Consider the following 18,953-nt stretch of genomic DNA (forward strand, 5'->3'; position numbering starts at 1 on the left):
TGGCGGAACGACTACCGCTTGAAGGAAAACAAGCCTCCGATCCCTTGGCTGGGTTTCGGAGGCTTGTTTAGTACTTTTGGTCATTAACCTATAAAGAACCCGAGAAAGTGCAGGTCTTCCGCATGGTTTTAGTTCAAATCGGATAAAGACAAGCAAATGTGCAGGTCAATTTAGACATTTTGCTGGTTTTCGGTTTTTTGCGGTGATGGACATGCATTATTGCACGTTCTCTGCCGTATTTACCGGATTTTCGAAAATGACATGTATTTGTGCTTGTCTTAACTCAAGCACAAACTTATCCTCTGTAGTTTGCTCCGCCATTCTACCACGCTTGTAGAGTGCTCCAGGTGCGAACGAAAATAACAGCTCTTCCCTTCCTCAAATGAATAATATTAAATTCGGGTCGGAATAAGAATGCCGTATAGACCCGGATGGATGCGCGCCCAGTAAAGGCAGCAGCCCACTACGCAAGCCGAGATCAGGATCCAGCCGATCTCGTACCCTTTCCATCGGGGCATCCGGTAATAACGATGCCGTCGATTTCGGATTTGAAAGCCTTTGGAATCCAGAGCGTTCGCAATTAATTGCACTCTTTTTAAGGAAGTGAAAATCAGCGGCACGATCAAGGTGACGTAAGCTTTCATTTTGGCCAACAAGCCCCCTTGGTCCCAACGAACTCCCCGGACCATCTGCGCCTCCCGGATCGTCGCCAAGTCGTTCTTCACCAAAGGGATGAAGCGAAAAATTAGCGAGATAAGAAAGCCGATGGAGAAAGGGATGCCGATTCCTCTTAGTGCGATAGCGATTTCTCTCGGAGAGGTCGTAAATAAATAGAACATCGACAGCAGAACAAGCGTAGCGATGCGCAGCCCCATTCCTATGGACCACAGTACTCCCGTATCCGTAATTTGAATCGTATATCCGATCCAGGGCAAAGCCCCTTCCCAGTAAACATCATCACCCACCCGGACAAAGAATAGCCAGGAGATAGCGGTGAATACGGAGGAAACTCCCCCCAGCAGGATGAAGGTTCTAAGCAGCGTCCGGGTCCAGCCGATTCGGGTCACGATAAGCAGATGGAGCAGGACAACCCCCGCTAAGTAGCGGGGGTCCTGAAAGATCAAGGCCAGGCTGCCGACCAGAATAAAAAGAATCAGCTTCGCGCTCGGGTGAACGGCGGCAGCTTTGCCTTTGGCTGTAGGGTTAGGCGAAGTGGCGGTTTGCACGGAATGGCTCATTTATATCTTATCCTTCTGTACACGCAGTTGTAATTGATTCAGTGTGAGCGGCAGCGGGCGGGACATAACGCTGCCCAGCGCAAGCCGAGTGACCGCAGGAGGTTCCACCTGGGCTACCGCCAGAACTTCCGGCTTAGCGAAAACTTCTTCCGGGCTCCCGTCCTCTATGATCCTTCCCTGCTTGAGAACGAGGACCCGATGAGCGTAGCGGGCGACCAGCCGCATATCGTGGGTTACCATTACAATAGTATGCCCTTTGCGATTTAACCGCTCGATAAGGGACATCATCTCCTCCACTCCACGATGGTCGAGACCTGTCGTCGGTTCGTCGAGAACGATGACCTGTGGCTTCATGGCGAGTACGGAGGCGACGGCAATTTTTTGCCGTTCTCCTTTGCCGGCGAAGTAAGGCTCTTCAGCACGCATCTCGTACAAGCCTACGGCGGTCAGCGCTTCGGCGACCCGGCTTTCGACTTCTTCTTGAGGCAATCCCAGGTTGATTGGTCCGAAAGCAACCTCATCCCGGATCGTCGATTGAAAAATTTGATGATCCGGGTTCTGATAACAGTAGGATACTGTAGAGGACAGGGCGGAGACGGATAACGAACGCGTATCCTGTCCGTCTACATAAACCCGGCCGGAGGTTGGCTTGTACAAACCGTTGCAATGCTTGGCAAGCGTAGTTTTGCCTGAGCCGTTGCCGCCGATTAGCGCGATGGATTCCCCCTGACTGATAGAGAGGTGAATGTCTCTAAGCACCGGCTGGCCGGCCGTATAATGATAATGAACATGCTCAAAGCGGATGATGGTCTTCATGAGCCAGCCTCCATTTCCGGATCGAGTCCGATGGAACTGTAGCGGCGAATCATTTCCTCAACAGTTAAGGGCGGCAGGGAGGGCTGGTTTTCTTCCAAGGTAAGCCAATGATGAAAGCGAATCAGGTCCGGAACGTAAATTCCTGCAGCATCCAGTAAATCGAGATGGGTAAAAAATTCCGAGGTCGGCGCATCCAGTTCTATCTCTCCATCATCAATCAGAATCATCCGGTCGCAAAATGCCGCCAATTCTTCCGTGGCGTGAGACGCCACGATAATGGTCACCTCCTGCTCTTGCTTGAGCCGATGAAGCAGCGAGAAGACTTCTCTCGCACCTATCGGATCCAGCTCAGAGGTCGGCTCGTCCAGCACGACAATTTGCGGAGAGACGGCTAACATAGAAGCGATGGCGACCCTTTGCTTTTCCCCTCCGGACAGCTCGAAGGGCGAGCGCTCCGCGAAGCCCGGCAGACCGACCCGTTCCAGCACCTGCGGGAGGATGCGGCCGATCTCCTCATCTCGGAAGCCTCGGTTTTCCAGCGGAAAAGCAATCTCTTCCTCGACCGTCAAGCCAACAAACTGTGTCTCGGGGTCCTGGAACACGATCCCGATCTCCCCGCTGACGGCTCGTGTCCCTGTAAATTCCCCTTCGTAATTGGAAGGAATCAGGCCGGTTAAAGCGAGGAGAAGAGTGGTCTTGCCAGCCCCGGATGGACCGGTGACGCCGACGACTTCACCCGGACGAAGCTCCAGCTGGATCCGCTTCAAAGCAGGCTTGTCCCGCTCTTCATATCGCCAGGATACGTTCCCCAGTTGAATGACCGGCTGCTGCTTAGGCATTATTAACCTCATGACGATTCACGGCAGAATCCCGGCTTCGGATAGGCAAGCCGCGATAGAGTCCGGCTCGTTTGACAAACGGGTAAAGCAGCTTGAGCAGGATGGGACCGAGCACGCCGGTAGCGATAGCCTGATTGGCAAAGACGAGCGGTGTGAAGGCGGTAGCGATTTCAACCGGAGTGAAGCTTAGCAGCACGTTCACCCAGATGGATCCGGCAATCACTCCCGAAGCGATAATGACTACGAATAAATAATATTCAAGGATACTCCGTTTAGTTTTGAGCAGAGGATGGCTGACAAACAGCAAACCAAGGAATCCACCCAAAAAATTGATAATAAACCCGACGATCAGCTTGTGTGGCAGCGGATCGCCAATAACCAGATCATTAATGAGATTGCCAAAAGCTAGAGCCAGACAGCCCGGCAAGCCGAACAGCATTCCAAACACAGGCTGCAGGGCGTTAGCCGGCCGGACCGGAACGGAAGGGATTAGTTTAATGTTGGCAAGCGTCATAAGAGCAACCGCATATAGTGCTGCAAGAACTACGATCAGCACGTAGTCGACGGTTGTCCATTTACGCCGGAAAATAGCCGCGAACATGGCAGGACCTCCTGAGATTAGCAGTGATTATGTCATCTATTATCTTAAACCTATGAAGTCCGGCTGGCAATATGCTCTTGGGCAATAAGCTATCGTCTCTGCTCGGTTTGTTCCTTCTCATTCCATAGTCTTATGGTTCAAGCGTCTATTTTTGTCAATCTAAACGATCGCACAGCCATGAACCGTGACGGGCACATACAGTATTTTGAGGTGAATTCGATTGAGTACAAAAAATTACAACAGCACAACCCTAGTTGGCAAGCTGAAAGTCTATCATTATTTGGCCGCGAATCACCGGGTTAACAAGCATCTTCCCTATACAGTATCTTTTTCTAAGAAAAATCTTAAACAAATGACGGAATTGTTTCGTGCCGTATATATTAAGCCTAACGTAGGCTCTCAAGGAATTGGAATTTATAAGGTGGAGAAGGGTGAGGGAGGATTCACACTCCGTTCTACGAAAAAGCTGAGGCAATTTACGGACATTCAGGCGTTATACCGTTACTTGCTGCGGAATAAGAAGAAGAAGCTGCTCATTCAACAGGCCGTCCGTCTGGAGCGGGTACAGGGAAATCCCTATGATTTGCGCGCGATGGTTCAGCGAAAGCCCAAAGGGAAATGGACATGTACCGGTATTGTGGCCAAAATAGGAAAGCCCAATAAAATCGTCACCAACTACCATCAAGGCGGCAAGATCGTCAGGATGAGCAGGCTGTTCAATCAACTCCAGCTTACCCCGGAGGAAGGGGAGGAGCGTCTAAGGAAAATTAGAGGGAGCGCGCTTCAGATTGCCCGCGTCCTGAGTGCCAGAAAGTCCGGCATGAGAGAGATGGGAATTGATTTTGCGGTGGATGAGGAGTCAAAGCAATTGATGGTACTGGAGGTTAATTCGAGACAGCCGCAGTTGTATCCGATCAAACCGGTGGATCGGGCTATGTACAATCGGATGATGTCGTATGCCCGGTCGTACGGCAGGAAACGCGGTTGATGCGATATAGCGGCAGAGAGGGCCATAAACCGGGGCGGAGCGAGACCGCCGGCCCCAAGCTAGCGGCAGCTTCGATCGAACAGCTCCGGCAGGTCGCGGCAAATCAGATCGGGTTGAACGCCTGAGCGTGCAATCAGCTCGTCCGCATGGTCGGGCGTCGCTAGCCCGGTCAGGACGAGTGCCGTCCGGCATCCAGCCGCTCGGCCGCCGGCGATGTCGGTCCGCAGGTTATCGCCAACGACCCAGGCCTCGCTGGCGGGCAGGCCCAGTCTCGCGACCGCCATCCCGAGCAGGATGGGCGACGGCTTGCCGATGACGATCGGCTCGGCTTCGCTGGCCGTGCGGATCGCCGCCGCAAGGGCGCCTGCCCCGGGATGGAAGCCGCCCTCGCCGGGCAGCAGATGATCCGGGTTGGTCAGGACGTAGGCGGCGCCGCTCTTGATATGGCGGACGGCGGCCTCGAGCTTGGCGTAGCTGAAGCGGCGGTCGATCCCTTGGACGACGAAGTCCGGCCGCTCCTCCGTGACGATCAGCCCCGCTTCGCCTGCCGCATGCACCAGGCCGTCTTCGCCGATGACGAAAACACGGGCGCCTGGCTGCCTGTCGGCGATGTAGCGGGCTGCCGCCTGGGCGGAAGTGAGCACTTCGGTGGGACAGGCCTCCACTCCCGCCACGGCGTGCAAGTGTTCCGCCACCTGCTCCGGCCGCTTGCTGGAGTTGTTGGTAGCGTATATGAACGGATGCCCCTCCTGCTTCAAGCGTCCAATAAATTCAGCGGCTCCGGGAATCGGGCGCGTTCCTGCGTACATTGTTCCATCCAAGTCGATAATAAATCCGGGCATGTATGAATCCTCCTTGTCTCTTTGTGTGTCTGGACCTCCAGTGAGGGGAACGAAATCTATTTTATCTTCAAGCATCGTATCGCATGCAATTGTCTTATATATTCATTCTATATATGTTGAACTAAAGAATAGCTCTCATTATATGTTGAACTAAAGAATGGCTCACATTCTGTTCCGAGAGAAAGTCTCTCCAAAGCTTCAAACATCATTCTCCTTCCCCAAAAAGTGAAGATGAGCTTCGAAGTGATTTCCTATTACTTTTCGGGGGGCCCAACCAACAGATTTCCTCTATTTGAATGAGCCTTCGGATGGTAGGAATACAAAGCCAAAACACACCTTGGAAGCCCCTTTCTTTCTCCACTTCACGAGGTATTCAATCATTAGTTCAACTTGTAGAAAGCCTGCAATTGTGCATCCTTTTTAGACCGTTATGCTCCGTTTCCGCAGCAAAGCCTACAAAAATACATCCTTTTTCACGTTCCAGGGGCGATCGGTGCGTTTCATACGAAAATTACTGCATTATCGCAGCTTTTCCTTCGAACGATCGAACGCGATTCATAATAGATGCATATTCACAGCAAATTATGTTCACCTGAAAAGGCCTCGAAAGTACCGGCCGGTCAGCGAATGCTCCGCGCGCAGCAACTGATCGGGCGTACCTTCAAACACGATTGTACCCCCCTTATTGCCGCCTTCGGGTCCCATTTTCGATGATCCAGTCGGCGCTGCGGATGACGTCGAGGTTGTGCTCGATCACGATGACGGTGTTGCCGGCATCCACCAGACGGTTCATGATCGCCAGCAAATTGTCGATGTCCGACATGTGCAGACCAGTCGTCGGCTCTTCCATCACGTAGATGCTCCCCTGCTTATGCAACTTGCTAGCCAGCTTGATCCGCTGGCATTCGCCGCCGGACAGCGTACTGAGCGGCTGGCCGAGCGTCAGGTAGTCGAGTCCGACGTCGCTCATCGCCTGCAGTTTTCGCACAATGTCGCCATGGCTCTGCTCGAAGTAGTCGAGCGCTTCGCGCACCGTCATCGCCAGCGCGTCGGCGATTGAGCGACCGTTCAGCCTGTATCCCGGCACCTCGTCTTTGAATCGTTTGCCTCTGCATACGTCGCAGGGAGCTTCACTTCGTCGAGGTACGCCGGGTCCATGAAGACGACTCCAAGCCCCTGGCAAAATTACGTTGCATAGTTATCCCTGCTGGAATTTTCGCAATTTGTCTGCGTGAGCTTCAAACCCTTCTGTGTCATAAATATCCCAGCAGGGGTCTCTTTACCAGTCACGCTTTAACTTTTCAATTTTCGCCAATATTTTCAATGTCTTCGCGATTCCTCTCGTTTCGTTATCCATATATATCAAAAGTGAGGGTTCAATTCAACCATATAATTCGATTTTAGATCACTATGTTATTGGATGACTATCAACCAAATTTTCCGAAGAGCCTAAAATAGTTACAATTCATCCATGAAAGAAAGCAAGGATTAACGGCTATCACCGTCCTTTGGCCAGGCGTTCCATCCGTTATGCCCCTTTTTGAAATAACATTTTGAAATAAAAAGGTTGCGTTTTCCAAACCGGGGTGTTAGAATCTTACAAAATTGGATGGAAGGATCTCTAGGGAGCCGACGGTTTGCCCAGCGCAGACCGGTCGAACCAAGCGAGATCGGCGCACGGATTTATAGCGCTACACCGTAGGGATAAAAGACCTTCGGCAAGTTCCGCCTTAACGGGCAGCTTGCGGGAGGTCTTTTTCGCTTTAGCGGGATAAAACCCCAATTTCCGCTGCGCTGCAAAGGAGGCAAGAAAATGAAGATTATTCGTGTGGAAGGGCTAAGCAAACGGTTTGCCCGCAAAATGAAGCAAGAAGGGCTGCTCGGCAGCTTTCGCTCGCTTGTGGCGCCGCAATGGGTGGAGAAAGTGGCGGTGCACCCGATCGATTTCACGGTGGAGGCGGGGGAAGTGCTGGCTTTTCTGGGGCCAAACGGCGCAGGGAAGTCGACGACGATCAAAATGCTGACGGGCATTCTGCATCCGACCTCCGGCTATGCGGAGGTGCTCGGGCATTGCCCGTGGCAGGAACGGCAAAAGCTGGCCTACCGGATCGGCTCGGTGTTCGGCCAGAAATCCCAGCTTTGGTACCATCTGCCTCCAGCCGATTCGTTCGAGCTGATGAGCCGGATTTACGAGCTGGGACGGAACGATTACAGGAAGAGAAGAGACGAACTGATCGATCGGCTCGGCTTGTCTCCGTATCTTCTCGTGCCGGTACGCAAGCTGTCGCTAGGGGAAAGGATGAGATGCGAGCTTGCCGCCGCCCTGCTGCATCGGCCGAGGCTGCTGTTTCTCGACGAGCCGACCATCGGGCTGGACGTGATCGCCAAGCAGAAAATCCGGGAGGCGATCCGTGAGATGAATCGCGAAGAAGGGACGACCATCTTCATCACCTCCCACGATGCGGGCGATGTTGAGCAGCTATGCAGCCGTGCCGTGATCATTAACGACGGGCGGATTATTCTCGATGACCCGGTGTCGGTCATGAAGCGGGATTATTTGACGATGAAGCGGATCACGCTGGAGCTTCGTACGGAGCCGACGGTTAGTCCATCGAGTAGGTGCGAATCGGTGAGTGGCCGGGCGAATGAGTCCGAAACGGCGGGTCGTCCGTTCAGGCGAAGCGAATCCGAGGCGTTGGAGCTTCCCGGAGTCGAGTTGATAGAAAGGGAGGGCAAGCGTCTCCGTCTTGGCATTCACACCAATGTCATTACGGTCGAGGAGGTGCTGGGGTATATCGTTCGGCACTACGAGCTGGAGGACGTGACGATAGAAGATCCGCCGATGGAAGAAGTGATTTCGCATATTTATGAGCGGTCGGGAAAGGAGGCGGGGTGAATGAAACGGAGAGCCTGGCCGGCCGTTGCGGCTTCGCCACCGTCCACGCTGGCGCTTAAGCTGGCGAAATATGCGGCCGTTGGCAAGATCACGCTGCGCAATCATTTTGCTTATGTGCTGGATTTTGTCATCCGCTCCTTGTTTTTATTGGTCATTCTGTTTATTTTCGTGCAATTGTGGACGGTTACTTATGCCGGCGTCGGAACCGATCAAATTGCCGGGTATCGCTTTGGGGAGATCATCTGGTATCTCATTTTTGCTGAAGCGATCATTATGGCCTCCCCGAAGCTGAATACAACGATCGAGGAAGAAGTCAAAACCGGCACCGTAGCTTACCGGCTGTCCCGGCCTCTCAGCTATATCGGCTACCATTATGTCGGATATATGGGCGAGGCTCTGATCCGGTTGGTCGTCAATCTGGTCGTCGGAGGATTGCTAGGCCTTGCGGTCATCGGACCGCCGCAACTGGGCTGGGGCTGGGCTGGCTTCGGGCTGATCGTCCTCGGCTCGTTCACCATCAATTACTTTATTCGGATGTCGTTGTCGCTGTGCTCTTTTTGGCTGGAAGAGACGCAGGGGCTCGCTTTCGTGTACGATAAGCTGCTCTTTACGGTCGGGGGCATGATGCTGCCGCTGGAGCTGTTTCCCGATGCTCTGAGAGCGGTTTGCGAATGGCTTCCTTTTCAAACCATTGTGTATTTCGCGGCCAAAACAGCGATCCACTACGACACGGGGAGGCTGCTCAGCATGCTGGCAGTGCAATGCCTTTGGGTGGCGGTATTGGGATTATTAACGGTCGGGATCTATCGAAAAGGGGTGAAGATGCTGCATGTTAACGGCGGGTAAGCTGCTTAGGTTTTGCCTGTTTTGCTGGAAGCTGAATTTGGCGGGGGCGCTGGAATTCCGGCTGAATTTCCTGCTTACGGCCGGGATGATGGTTATCAACAATACCGTCTGGATTTTTTTCTGGGGAGTGTATTTTACGAGCTTTCCGATAGTGAACGGCTGGGAGTTTCGGGATGTCATGATGATGTGGGCGATCGGGACGATTGGCTTCGGGGTGTCGGCCACCTTGTTCGGCAATTCTTTGCAAATTGCCAATATGGTAGCCAACGGACGGCTGGATGTCTACCTTGCCCAGCCTAAGCCGGTCCTGCTCCACGTGCTGGTCAGCCGTATGTCGCTATCGGCGATCGGGGATGTTCTGTTCGGGCTGATTCTATATGGAGTGTTCGGAGACCATACTTTCACCGGGGCGATTTTGTTCGTTCTGGCTTCTTTGCTGGCAACAGTATTCTTTGTATTTTTTCATGTTCTCACCCAATCGCTCGCTTTTTATATCGGAAACGCAGAAGGAGTAGGCTATCAACTGTTCAACATTTTCATTACGTTCAGCACCTATCCGACGGATATTTTTAGAGGCTGGATCCGGCTGGTCCTGTTCACAGTCATTCCCGCCGGATTCATCAGTTATATGCCGGTAGGATTATTGCGGGAAATGGATTTCGGTTTTATACTGCGGGCAGCGGCGGCTGCCCTTCTCTTGACAGCCGCCGCCTTGTTTGTTTTCTACCGGGGGCTTGCGAGGTATAGCTCCGGGAATCAGATCGGCTTACGGATGTAATCTAGAAGCGGGCTGTCTACCGACTGCCGGGTGTTGGTGTCTGGTGGTTGGCTTGCTTCCGCATAATGCTGGATAAAGGATCGGGAACCGTGTAGGTAATAGACTCATTCACCCCCACATCCAATATGCCCTTGTTATACTGCACCCCGATAAGGTGGGCTCCATCCGGGGAGACAATGCCCAATGAGCGGCCGGAATCGGACGTTCCGTTAAGCCCCTGGTTTTCTCCCGGAGTGAAGACGGAGAGCAGCTGCTCCGGAGGCAGACCCTCCTCGGTCAGGCCGTAATTGGCGAGAAACTCGTCCATCCCCAGATCGTAGCAGCAGGGCTGCTTTTTGATCCAGACCACTTTGGTCTCTTGAGGACGGATGATCGTGGAGATGCTGAAGCTGTCCTTGGTGATGGTCCATTTATTGGATTTCGATTTGTCAAAAGGAAGCGCGGGATCATAATAGTAATAGATTTGGTAGCCTTCCAAATCGATCTCCCGATCGGTGTTGTTGTATATTTCGACGTAGTTGTAGCTCCCCTGCTCCCGTGAATTGGGAACGACTTCGGTAATGAGCAGGGAGGTGGACAGTGTTGCTTTGGGGACGGTTTCTTCCGTCGATTTGCTCGCCTTCTGCAGGATGACATCCACCATGACCGGATAATGATCGCTCGGATATTGCCCATCCAGGTGGAAGGTTACTATTTCTCCACGCAAAACGTTGATTTTTCCGCTGTATAAAATCCAGTCGATCCGCCGTGAGCATCCTCCACCCGTAGGGTCTTTGTAATTGTGGAAGGTGCCCAGATGATCATTCACTCGCCGCTTCGCGTCAGAGAATGCATCCTGAAGGCCGCCTTCGCCGGTAAGCTTATGGTACACTTCTCCGTCAGGAGAGGTATTAAAGTCGCCGGTCAAGATGACCGGAACCTCCGGATCAAACTCTGCCATCCTGTCCAGAATCAATTGGGCGCTCTTTTCTCGGGCCGCTTCAGATTGATGGTCCAAGTGCGTATTGACGAAATAGAAGGTTTTTCCGGTAGAGATATCCTGGAAACGAACCCAGGTGACCATTCGCGGGATCCGATTCCCCCAGCCGGTTGAACTGATTAAATTGGGCGTGTCGGACAGCCAGAAATGGGAATGCTCCAGCGGAAGCACCCGCGCTTTGTTGTAAAAAACAGCCATATGCTCGCCCAAATTTCCGCCTTCACGGCCAATGCCGATCCAATCATACTCGGGCAGGTCCGCTTGCAGATCGGATAACTGATGATAGAGGCCCTCCTGGGTGCCGATCACATCCGGCTTCTCCTGCATAATTAATTCTTTCATTACCGGACGGCGCTTCTCCCACGGCTGTTCGTCCTTGGCTGCCGCATAACGCAGGTTGAAGGTCATCATGCGCAGAGGTCCGGATGAGGCCTCCGCTGCCTCCGCAGGAGAATAAACAGCAGTGAAGGAGCCGGAGATCATAACGGCGATTAACAAAAGAATAATAGAAATACGGCGCAAGTTCAAAGTAAATCCTCCTTTATCGTTAGGCCAAGATGGCTAGTTTAAGCAGGCTGTTAATAGCCCCCTTTCCATCGGATTTGGCTTCATCATATACCAATAAAGCTTTCACAACTATTAACATTTTTTTAGGTTATTGTCGCTTTTTTCTTTTCCGACGGATCTGCTGTATTTCTTTATAAGTTACTTCAATAGAAGCTTGTCCTCATAGATTTATCAAAATTTTTCTTTAATTTTTGCTCAGATTTAGTTAAGGTAAGGAATAAGGATGTGATTTCCATAACCGTCACGGAAAAGGAGTGGGAGCGATGCCGTCTCAATTAGTCCATTTGGCCGTAGCTGTGAAGATGAACGAATCCGGGGGAGCCGGGCCAGCCCCTTCTTTTGTGCTTGGAAGCATAGCCCCCGACGCCATTCATAAGCGCCCTGGTACGAACCGGGAGGATAAAACCCGGACTCATCTCTATATTAATCAGCCCGGAGCCGATGCCTCCGGGATTATTCGAAGCTTCCTCCAGCCTTACTTTGCATCGACAGAAGTTGCAGAAGATAAGAGGCAGTTGGTTCTAGGCTACGCAGCTCATCTGCTGACCGATTACTACTGGCTGCAATCTTTGAATGCCCAGTATGTCGAGGCGGTTGCTCCGCATATGTCGAAGGAAGAAATCCGTACTCTTTACTACCGGGAAACGGATAAAAATGAATTTCGCCTTTATCGCGAGGCCTCTTGGCGGCCTGCCATATGGGAACTGCTGCGTTCAGCGAAGGTGCAGGAAGTAGAGCCTTATTTAACCGCCGAAGAAATTGATCTGTGGCGTGAACGTGTACTAACGTGGCCGGAAGTTAACGAGGAGACGGAGTGCGTTCCGGAATATTTTACAGCGGATAAAATCGAGCTTTTTATTGATGAGACTTCTGTTAAGGTAGAACGGGAGCTGTCGCCTTATTGGCAAGCTTCAAAAAATTAAGGCATTGCTATGGAGATGGGAGTCGGTTCAGCAAGAAAGATTATTGGCCGTAAGGATTTATCGGGATTCATCCTATAGGAAAAATGAGGGGAAACAACAGCATGGAGACTTCAGAGTGGAAGCAGATCAGGGAGGGAATCGAATGGAGCGCCGAAGGCGGCTTTCGTGGCTCTTTGTTGCGCTTACGATAGTCAGAAGAATAGTCATTGTTGTGTTAGGTGTATGGTTAGTGTTTTATCTAACCCGCTATTTACCGGATAGAGGTTACGGGGATCCATCGATTCAAGAGCTGGTAGACAGCGGGCAGGCCCAAGCTTACAGTTTAAATGCACATTTACTAATTGATCAAGATAAGTTTACCGTGAAAAAAATGGTCATTTCCCCTGAGCATGTCTATCTTATTTATTCATTGAAAAAGGCTGAGCCCGGCTGGTCGTTTCCTGGCAATTCCATCAAGCTTGTTGATGATCAAGGCCGGGAGCTTACGTATAGTGGAGGAAGCAGCAGCGGTAAAGTATGGGGCGAGAGCGGAATCCAGACCTACAACCGGACGGAAGGGGAAATCAAGGAACTGACCTTGCAATACGAATGGTTCGACAGACGAGCGAGCATGCGGCTGCTTTCTATTGAGGAGGGGGCCCATGAATAAAAGAAGGGCAAGAATAACGGTGGAGTGGATCCTAGCCGTCGTACTCCTGGTCGTTTATATTAAGGTCGATTATTCGGCCTATGGCAGCTTCCAGGCTCGCCAAGCTCACGAGCAATCGGAAAGAAGCTATCATTACGGTCCTTCCGAAATCGTCCGTGAGATAGATTTTGACAACGTTAAAATATATCTCGGCACCTACAAGCAATGGTTTTCCGCGAATACGGTAATTAAAAGAGGATTAAGGTGGTACCCGGGAGGCGGTGTGGGAGGAACGCAGATCGACCCGAGTGAACAAGTCAATTATCATTGGTCGGTCTCGCAAATCAACGATCGTCTAAGGCTTGCTTTGTGGAATGGCTATGTGTCGGATCCAACGATTACAACGGTGACTATGGAAGTTGAAGTCAATGAAAAAACAGGAAGCGCGGCGAGTCATGACAGCTCGAAAAAGGAAGTATGGGAGCAGCCGATTATCGACGATTCTATGTTTGTTTTTGTTTGGAATGAGGAGGAAACCGCCTATTCCGTTAAATATTTAAGAGGGCTTGATAAAGACGGGAAAGTAGTATACGAGAAAGCTTTCTAGAAATCCGTATGAGGAGAGAAGCTGGGCTGTGAGACTAAAGATATAAAGAACAGAAGTAGAGAAAGAACATGATAGCAATAAACTAACAGGCTGCCCATGGCAGTCTGTTTTTGCGTGCGTATGGCGAATGAGCCAATAAATATACCTTAGCGTGCGCTATCCGCATTTTGTTGGCGGAACCCCGATAATGAATGTTCAGTCCAGTTCATGAATATTTCGGCTTTAAGATTGCAAATGAATATAGACGGTAATCGCCTTCGTCCATTACGTTAGTGTTGTGATACGAATTTTGCGGAAGTGAGTTGAGTGAATCATGCAGCAGATGACGGTCAAGCCGAAGCAAACGACGCAGCATCATGCAGAGAAAACCAAACGGAAATACGGCTCGTTTCTCCTCAGAGATTTGAAGCGGGATAGATGGTTGTATTACTTGCTTATGCCCGGCTTACTGTATTTTATTCTATTCAAATATTTGCCCATGCTCGGTACAGTCATTGCGTTCCAGGATTATCACCCTTACTCGGGGATTTTGGAGAGCAAGTGGGTAGGGTGGAAGCATTTTGTCCGTTTCTTCTCCGATGAAATGTTCTGGGGTTTGTTCCGAAATACAATGGTTCTGGCTGTCTACAATTTGCTGTTTTTCTTTCCATTGCCGATCATCATTGCACTTATGTTAAATGAGGTCAGACAAGAACTATTTAAACGTTTTGTACAAACCGTCATTTACATTCCTCACTTTATTTCCTGGGTAGTGGTTGTCGGATTTGCCTATATTTTGTTCGCGACTGAAGACGGGATCGTGAATGAAGCTCTAACTTCAATGGGGTTTGAGAGAATCAATTTCCTATTGAGCAATGACTGGTTTCGAACGATGATTACGTCTCAGGTCATTTGGAAAGAAACCGGATGGGGAACGATTATTTTTCTCGCGGCACTGGCGGGGGTGGACCAGCAATTATACGAAGCGGCGCGAATCGACGGGGCAAATCGCTGGCAGCAGCTGTGGACCGTGACTATGCCGGCGATTCGAAGTACGATCATCATTTTACTGATCCTTCGTTTGGGCAGTTTTTTGGATAATGGCTTCGAACAAATATTTTTAATGCTTAATCCACTTAATCGCGATGTCGGAGAGGTGTTCGATACGTATGTCTATACTTCCGGCATACAAAACGGGCAGTTTAGCTTCAGCACTGCCGTAGGGTTGTTCAAATCACTCATCGGTTTCATTCTGGTCGTTGCCGCAAATTACGGCGCAAAAAAAATCGGAGAAGAGGGGGTCTATTAACATGGTGAAGGATCGCTCTCCGGGAAGCGTATTGTTCGATACAGTCAATTATGCTTCATTGCTTGCGTTTTCTCTATTGATGATTGTTCCTTTTATATACGTCCTTTCCGGGTCATTGGCATCTTCAGAAGAAATATTAACGCGAAAGTTCATATGGATTCCGAATCACTTTAGTTTGGCGGGATATCAATATATTTTCTCGACGAAAACGATATTCCGCAGCCTGCTGATCACGACTTTTATAACAGGGGTGGGGACGTTAATCAACTTGGCGTTTACTGCATCGATGGCATATCCGCTCGCTCGCAAAAACCTTCGCTGGCGCCGCGGTTTGATGCTAATGGTCATATTTACGATTTTATTCAACGGCGGCATTATCCCTACTTTTTTTGTCGTCAAAGCATTCGGCATGTTGGATACGTACTGGTCACTGTGGATTCCGGGAGCGATCAGTGCTTTCAACCTTATTTTACTCAAAAATTTTTTCCAAAACCTTCCGGAAAGCATTGAGGAGTCTGCGAAAATCGACGGATGCAACGACCTGCAGTGTCTATATAAGATCGTCATCCCTTTATCGATGCCCGCCATCACCACCTTTTCTCTGTTTTATGCGGTAGGGCATTGGAACTCGTTTTTTAATGCGATTTTATATATTAATGATATGGCCAAATGGCCGATTCAGGTTTGGCTTCGTCAAATCGTTATTCTATCGGCAGGCGGATTTACGGACAGCAGCGTTTCGGCCGAAACGATGATTCCCCCGGATACGATCAAGTACGCTGTCATTATCGTGGCGACGATTCCGGTATTGCTTGTCTACCCTTTTTTGCAGAAACATTTTGCCAAAGGCGTACTGCTAGGATCGGTAAAAGGATAGGGCGCTGTGATAGTTCGATCACAAGGCCTGTCATTTTATAAAAATGGCTATTTGGAGGGGTTAGTATGAACCAAAAAAACAACATTTTGCGGAAAGGAACGGCTCTTTTGTTTACAACCATTTTAGTCGCCACAGTGTTTGCGGGATGCGGTCAAAATGAGAATCCAAGCCCCGGGGCTTCCGGACTTATAACATCTTCCTCACCTGCAGAGTTCTTTCAATTGAGCATCATGGCGCCTCTCTACTCGTCGCAGCCTCCCGTGACGGACGATTCCAATCCGGCATTTAAGGCTTTGCAGGAGCTTACGAATACGAAACTGCAGGTCACTTTCGTTCCATCGGCAACTTACAATGACAAAGTAAACGTATCGATCGCTTCCGGTACAGTTCCGCAAGCCATGGTTGTTTTGGAGAACAAACACCCGTCTATCATTAATGCCGTTCGTTCAGGCGCATTTTGGGAAGTAGGACCCTACATCGAGGAATTTCCTAATTTATCAAAATACTGGAATGATACGATTGCTGCCAATATGGCTGTGGACGGGAAAATATACGGGATTTACCGCGCTCGTCCATTCGTTCGCTTCGGCGTCGTCTACCGCAAGGATTGGCTGGAAAATGTCGGTTTGCAGCCGCCTGAAACTATAGACGATCTGTACAATATGGCGAAAGCCTTTACATTGAACGATCCGAATAAGAGCGGCAAGAATGATACGTACGGGTTGAACATGATTGGAAGCGTTAACGATACGATGCGCATCATCCAAACTTCTATGGGCGGGTATAATCAATGGGGCATCCAGGACGGCAAAATCACGAATGAAGTCATGACAAAAGAACATATGGAGACTTTGAAACTATTCCGCAAGATGTATGAGGAGAAACTGATCAATCAGGATTTCGCTGCGTTGAAAGGTATCAAGCTATATGAAGGGTTCAATCAAGGGAAAGCAGGCATGTATTTTGCCGTCATTGATGACGGGGCCAATAAACATGATGACTTGTATAAGTTGAATCCGAATGCCAAAGTCGATGTAGCGATGGCGTTCAATGGTCCTGCCGGACCTAAATCGAATGCTCTGCCCGGTTTTGCCGGCGTCTTCATGTTTCCGAAAAGCAGCGTGAAGACGGTAGAGGAACTGAAGCAAGTTTTGGCTTACTTCGATAAAGCGCTTGATCCGGAAGTGATCAAGCTCGGAGCATTTGGCGTGGAGGGGATGCACTATAAGACGGAGAACGGGCAGCCCTTATTTACCGATCAAAATTTGTATGCAGAGCAAGTTGACCAGTTGACTCAGCTCAAGGTTGCTCCGGTCGATACGGGGTTGCCAGCGGAAAATCCGTTAATGGCGACCGTCAGAAAGCTTTGGAAAGAGAACGAGAAGAACGGCATTTCCAATGCGGCTCAACCGTTCGTATCGCAAACCGAAGCAGAAATTGGCGCCGAACTGGAAAAATTGCTGAGCGACGCAAGAGTCAAATTCATCATGGGCGAGTTGGACGAAGCCGGATATGCCAAGTCTATTGCAGAATGGCGGGAAAAAGGCGGCGACAAAATTAGCGAAGAATATACCGAAGAGTATCAAAAGACGCTTCGCATGCGGAAATGAGGGCGGAGAAAGGAGGTGAAACAGGCCTCATTTGTGAATGTGCTTGCGGAAGAGTCTATGTGGCAGGCAATGGAACGTGGAGAATGGCCGGAGCGTCTGTTGTGCTTCAAGCGCTTGAAGCACAACAGACAGCACCAAATGATTCAGTTTTCAATTTAATGGATGGCTATCAAGACTTAGGAGTTGGAAGGGATGAATAGAATCGGCGTCGTCGGAATGTTTCACGAAACAAACTGTTTTGCTCCCGGAATGACGGAAATAGCGGATTTTCAGAGGTTGGATTGGACTGAGTCCAGTCAGGCCTTTCATGAACGTTATGAAAATACCCGCACCTCTATGGGCGGAATCATTGACGGGGCGAGGAGTAATCGGTTGGAACTTGTTGCCGGATTGTACACGGCTGCCGTTCCCGGCGGTATTGTTTCAGCTGCGGCGGAAAAAATGATGGACCTTATCGTCGCTTCCATCGAGCCTGAACTCGACGGTTTAATTGTGATTTTACACGGCGCGATGGTATCGGAAACCTATGAGGATATGGAAGGGGAACTGCTTTCGCGGATTCGGAAAAAAGTGGGTTCGGCTCTTCCTATTGCGATTACCGTAGACCTGCATGCCAATATGAGTTTGCAAATGGTGCAATTATCCGATTTTATTGTCGGGTTCGATACCTATCCGCATGTTGATATGTACGAACGCGCCGTTGAGGCCGTTGAACTGCTCTCCCGTAACATTCGCGGAGAAATCATTCCGGCGAAAGCGCTGTCGCATACCCGGTTACTGGTCGCTCCACAGGCGATGCTGACATCGGAAGGAATGATGAAAGATATGATGGATAGAGCGTTTGCCATGGAACTACTCCCGGGGGTATTGAATGTTACCGTATGCGGCGGATTTCCCTACAGCGATGTGCCCGATGCCGGAATGTCGTTCCTTGTTACAACAGACCGGGATGAGCGATTGGCACAAGAGCTTGCGAACGAGCTTGGCGAACTGGCACGGAAGAGCATGGGAAATATGTTGGTGACGGGTGTTTCCGCAGAGCAAGCGGTGATGGAGGCTGCCGCCTGCGAGTCGGGGCCGGTCGTTCTCATAGAAGGCTCAGACAATGTTGGAGGCGGGGCGCCGGGTGATGCAACGCATATTTTAATCCATTTACTGCCGCTTTCGGTTAAAAGCTTAATTGTCATCCATGACGAACAAGCCGCGCGGGAAGCAAGTCAGCTTGCGGAGGGAGCATTATATTGTGGAGAAATTGGCGGCAGATCGGGGGCTCTGAGCGGTCAACCGGTATGGATTGAAGGTACGATCAGGGGAATATCGCAGGGCAAGTTCCAAAATGTCGGGCCGTTTGCAACCGGCAGATGGTCGAATATGGGACGCACGGTCGTTGTTGAAGCCGGATCGCTCACGGTTATGATTACAGAAAACAGAGTCCCGCCTTACGATATCGGTCATGTACTGTCCGTCGGCATTGATCCGGAGCGTTATAAGATTATTGTCGTGAAATCGGCCGTTGCCTGGAAAACCTCATTCGGTTCGATCGCCAAAAAAGAAATTCAGGTAGACACGCCGGGATGCTGCAGCTTTAATTTGGAGCAATTTACGTACAAAAAGGCACTCTGTGAATGAA

Annotated in this window: 17 protein-coding genes and 1 pseudogene; 11 read left to right on the top strand and 7 right to left on the bottom strand. The window is 50.4% G+C overall.

The features are described 5' to 3' along the window. Positions 1 to 392 precede the first annotated feature (392 nt). Genes KJS69_RS02215 through KJS69_RS02230 form a run of 4 tightly spaced genes read right to left on the bottom strand, consistent with a single transcriptional unit; the run spans position 393 to position 3,494 of the window. A complete protein-coding gene (locus KJS69_RS02215) occupies positions 393 to 1,238 on the bottom strand; it encodes an energy-coupling factor transporter transmembrane component T family protein (protein ID WP_213581370.1) in 846 nt (281 codons plus the stop codon). Beyond that, on the bottom strand, positions 1,239 to 2,054 hold the full coding sequence (locus KJS69_RS02220; protein WP_213581371.1) for an energy-coupling factor ABC transporter ATP-binding protein: 816 nt from the start codon (positions 2,052 to 2,054) through the stop codon (positions 1,239 to 1,241). It abuts the gene before it with no gap. Beyond that, the gene (locus KJS69_RS02225; RefSeq protein WP_213581372.1) at positions 2,051 to 2,893 is read right to left on the bottom strand and encodes an energy-coupling factor ABC transporter ATP-binding protein; all 843 of its coding nucleotides are present in this window, start codon (positions 2,891 to 2,893) and stop codon (positions 2,051 to 2,053) included. The genes KJS69_RS02220 and KJS69_RS02225 overlap by 4 nt, the downstream gene beginning before the upstream one ends. Continuing rightward, positions 2,886 to 3,494, bottom strand: a complete 609-nt coding sequence (locus tag KJS69_RS02230; RefSeq protein ID WP_213581373.1) for a QueT transporter family protein — start codon at positions 3,492 to 3,494, stop codon at positions 2,886 to 2,888. Before KJS69_RS02230 ends, KJS69_RS02225 begins: the two co-directional genes overlap by 8 nt. 220 nt (positions 3,495 to 3,714) lie before the next feature. On the opposite strand from KJS69_RS02230, the gene KJS69_RS02235 reads away from it, so the two are divergent. After that, positions 3,715 to 4,482, top strand: coding sequence for a YheC/YheD family protein (locus KJS69_RS02235; RefSeq protein ID WP_213581374.1), 768 nt, complete (start codon positions 3,715 to 3,717; stop codon positions 4,480 to 4,482). A 59-nt stretch (positions 4,483 to 4,541) separates the two neighbouring features. Here KJS69_RS02235 and KJS69_RS02240 read toward each other — a convergent pair whose 3' ends face one another. Together KJS69_RS02240 and KJS69_RS02245 are read right to left on the bottom strand one after the other, a co-directional pair. Beyond that, positions 4,542 to 5,324, bottom strand: a complete 783-nt coding sequence (locus KJS69_RS02240) for an HAD-IIA family hydrolase (RefSeq protein WP_213581375.1) — start codon at positions 5,322 to 5,324, stop codon at positions 4,542 to 4,544. A 588-nt stretch (positions 5,325 to 5,912) separates the two neighbouring features. Beyond that, positions 5,913 to 6,506 (bottom strand): annotated as a pseudogene (locus KJS69_RS02245) (excinuclease ABC subunit UvrA); the annotation flags it as partial. A 631-nt stretch (positions 6,507 to 7,137) separates the two neighbouring features. On the opposite strand from KJS69_RS02245, the gene KJS69_RS02250 reads away from it, so the two are divergent. From KJS69_RS02250 to KJS69_RS02260, 3 genes are read left to right on the top strand one after another with little or no spacing between them, the layout of a single operon-like run. After that, complete coding sequence (locus KJS69_RS02250; protein WP_213581376.1) at positions 7,138 to 8,220, top strand: ABC transporter ATP-binding protein; 1,083 nt, start codon at positions 7,138 to 7,140, stop codon at positions 8,218 to 8,220. Further along, positions 8,221 to 9,066, top strand: a complete 846-nt coding sequence (locus KJS69_RS02255) for an ABC transporter permease (RefSeq protein WP_249730310.1) — start codon at positions 8,221 to 8,223, stop codon at positions 9,064 to 9,066. Continuing rightward, a complete protein-coding gene (locus KJS69_RS02260) occupies positions 9,050 to 9,844 on the top strand; it encodes an ABC transporter permease (RefSeq protein WP_213581377.1) in 795 nt (264 codons plus the stop codon). Before KJS69_RS02255 ends, KJS69_RS02260 begins: the two co-directional genes overlap by 17 nt. 16 nt (positions 9,845 to 9,860) lie before the next feature. Here KJS69_RS02260 and KJS69_RS02265 read toward each other — a convergent pair whose 3' ends face one another. Beyond that, on the bottom strand, positions 9,861 to 11,351 hold the full coding sequence (locus KJS69_RS02265) for an endonuclease/exonuclease/phosphatase family protein (RefSeq protein WP_249730311.1): 1,491 nt from the start codon (positions 11,349 to 11,351) through the stop codon (positions 9,861 to 9,863). A 302-nt stretch (positions 11,352 to 11,653) separates the two neighbouring features. Between KJS69_RS02265 and KJS69_RS02270 the strand changes: the two genes are divergently transcribed. The 7 genes from KJS69_RS02270 (at position 11,654) to KJS69_RS02300 (ending at position 18,952) form a co-directional block, all read left to right on the top strand. Continuing rightward, positions 11,654 to 12,313: a zinc dependent phospholipase C family protein gene (locus KJS69_RS02270; protein WP_213581378.1), complete on the top strand. Its 660-nt coding sequence runs from the start codon at positions 11,654 to 11,656 to the stop codon at positions 12,311 to 12,313. Positions 12,314 to 12,455: 142 nt separating this feature from the next. Then, on the top strand, positions 12,456 to 12,962 hold the full coding sequence (locus KJS69_RS02275; protein WP_213581379.1) for a DUF5643 domain-containing protein: 507 nt from the start codon (positions 12,456 to 12,458) through the stop codon (positions 12,960 to 12,962). After that, entirely contained in the window at positions 12,955 to 13,548 is a 594-nt protein-coding gene (locus KJS69_RS02280) for a DUF5044 domain-containing protein (protein WP_213581380.1), read from the top strand. Before KJS69_RS02275 ends, KJS69_RS02280 begins: the two co-directional genes overlap by 8 nt. Before the next feature lie 322 nt (positions 13,549 to 13,870). Beyond that, positions 13,871 to 14,836 carry an ABC transporter permease gene (locus tag KJS69_RS02285; protein WP_213581827.1) on the top strand — a complete coding sequence of 322 codons (966 nt, stop codon included), beginning with the start codon at positions 13,871 to 13,873 and terminating at the stop codon, positions 14,834 to 14,836. A gap of 1 nt (position 14,837) precedes the next feature. Then, positions 14,838 to 15,713 carry a carbohydrate ABC transporter permease gene (locus KJS69_RS02290; protein ID WP_213581381.1) on the top strand — a complete coding sequence of 292 codons (876 nt, stop codon included), beginning with the start codon at positions 14,838 to 14,840 and terminating at the stop codon, positions 15,711 to 15,713. A gap of 65 nt (positions 15,714 to 15,778) precedes the next feature. Beyond that, positions 15,779 to 17,323, top strand: a complete 1,545-nt coding sequence (locus KJS69_RS02295; RefSeq protein ID WP_213581382.1) for an extracellular solute-binding protein — start codon at positions 15,779 to 15,781, stop codon at positions 17,321 to 17,323. 192 nt (positions 17,324 to 17,515) lie between these two features. Continuing rightward, entirely contained in the window at positions 17,516 to 18,952 is a 1,437-nt protein-coding gene (locus KJS69_RS02300; protein ID WP_213581383.1) for a M81 family metallopeptidase, read from the top strand. Position 18,953 lies beyond the last annotated feature (1 nt).

Origin of the sequence: Paenibacillus sp. J2TS4 (assembly GCF_018403245.1) — a bacterium.
GTDB lineage: Bacteria > Bacillota > Bacilli > Paenibacillales > NBRC-103111 > Paenibacillus_L.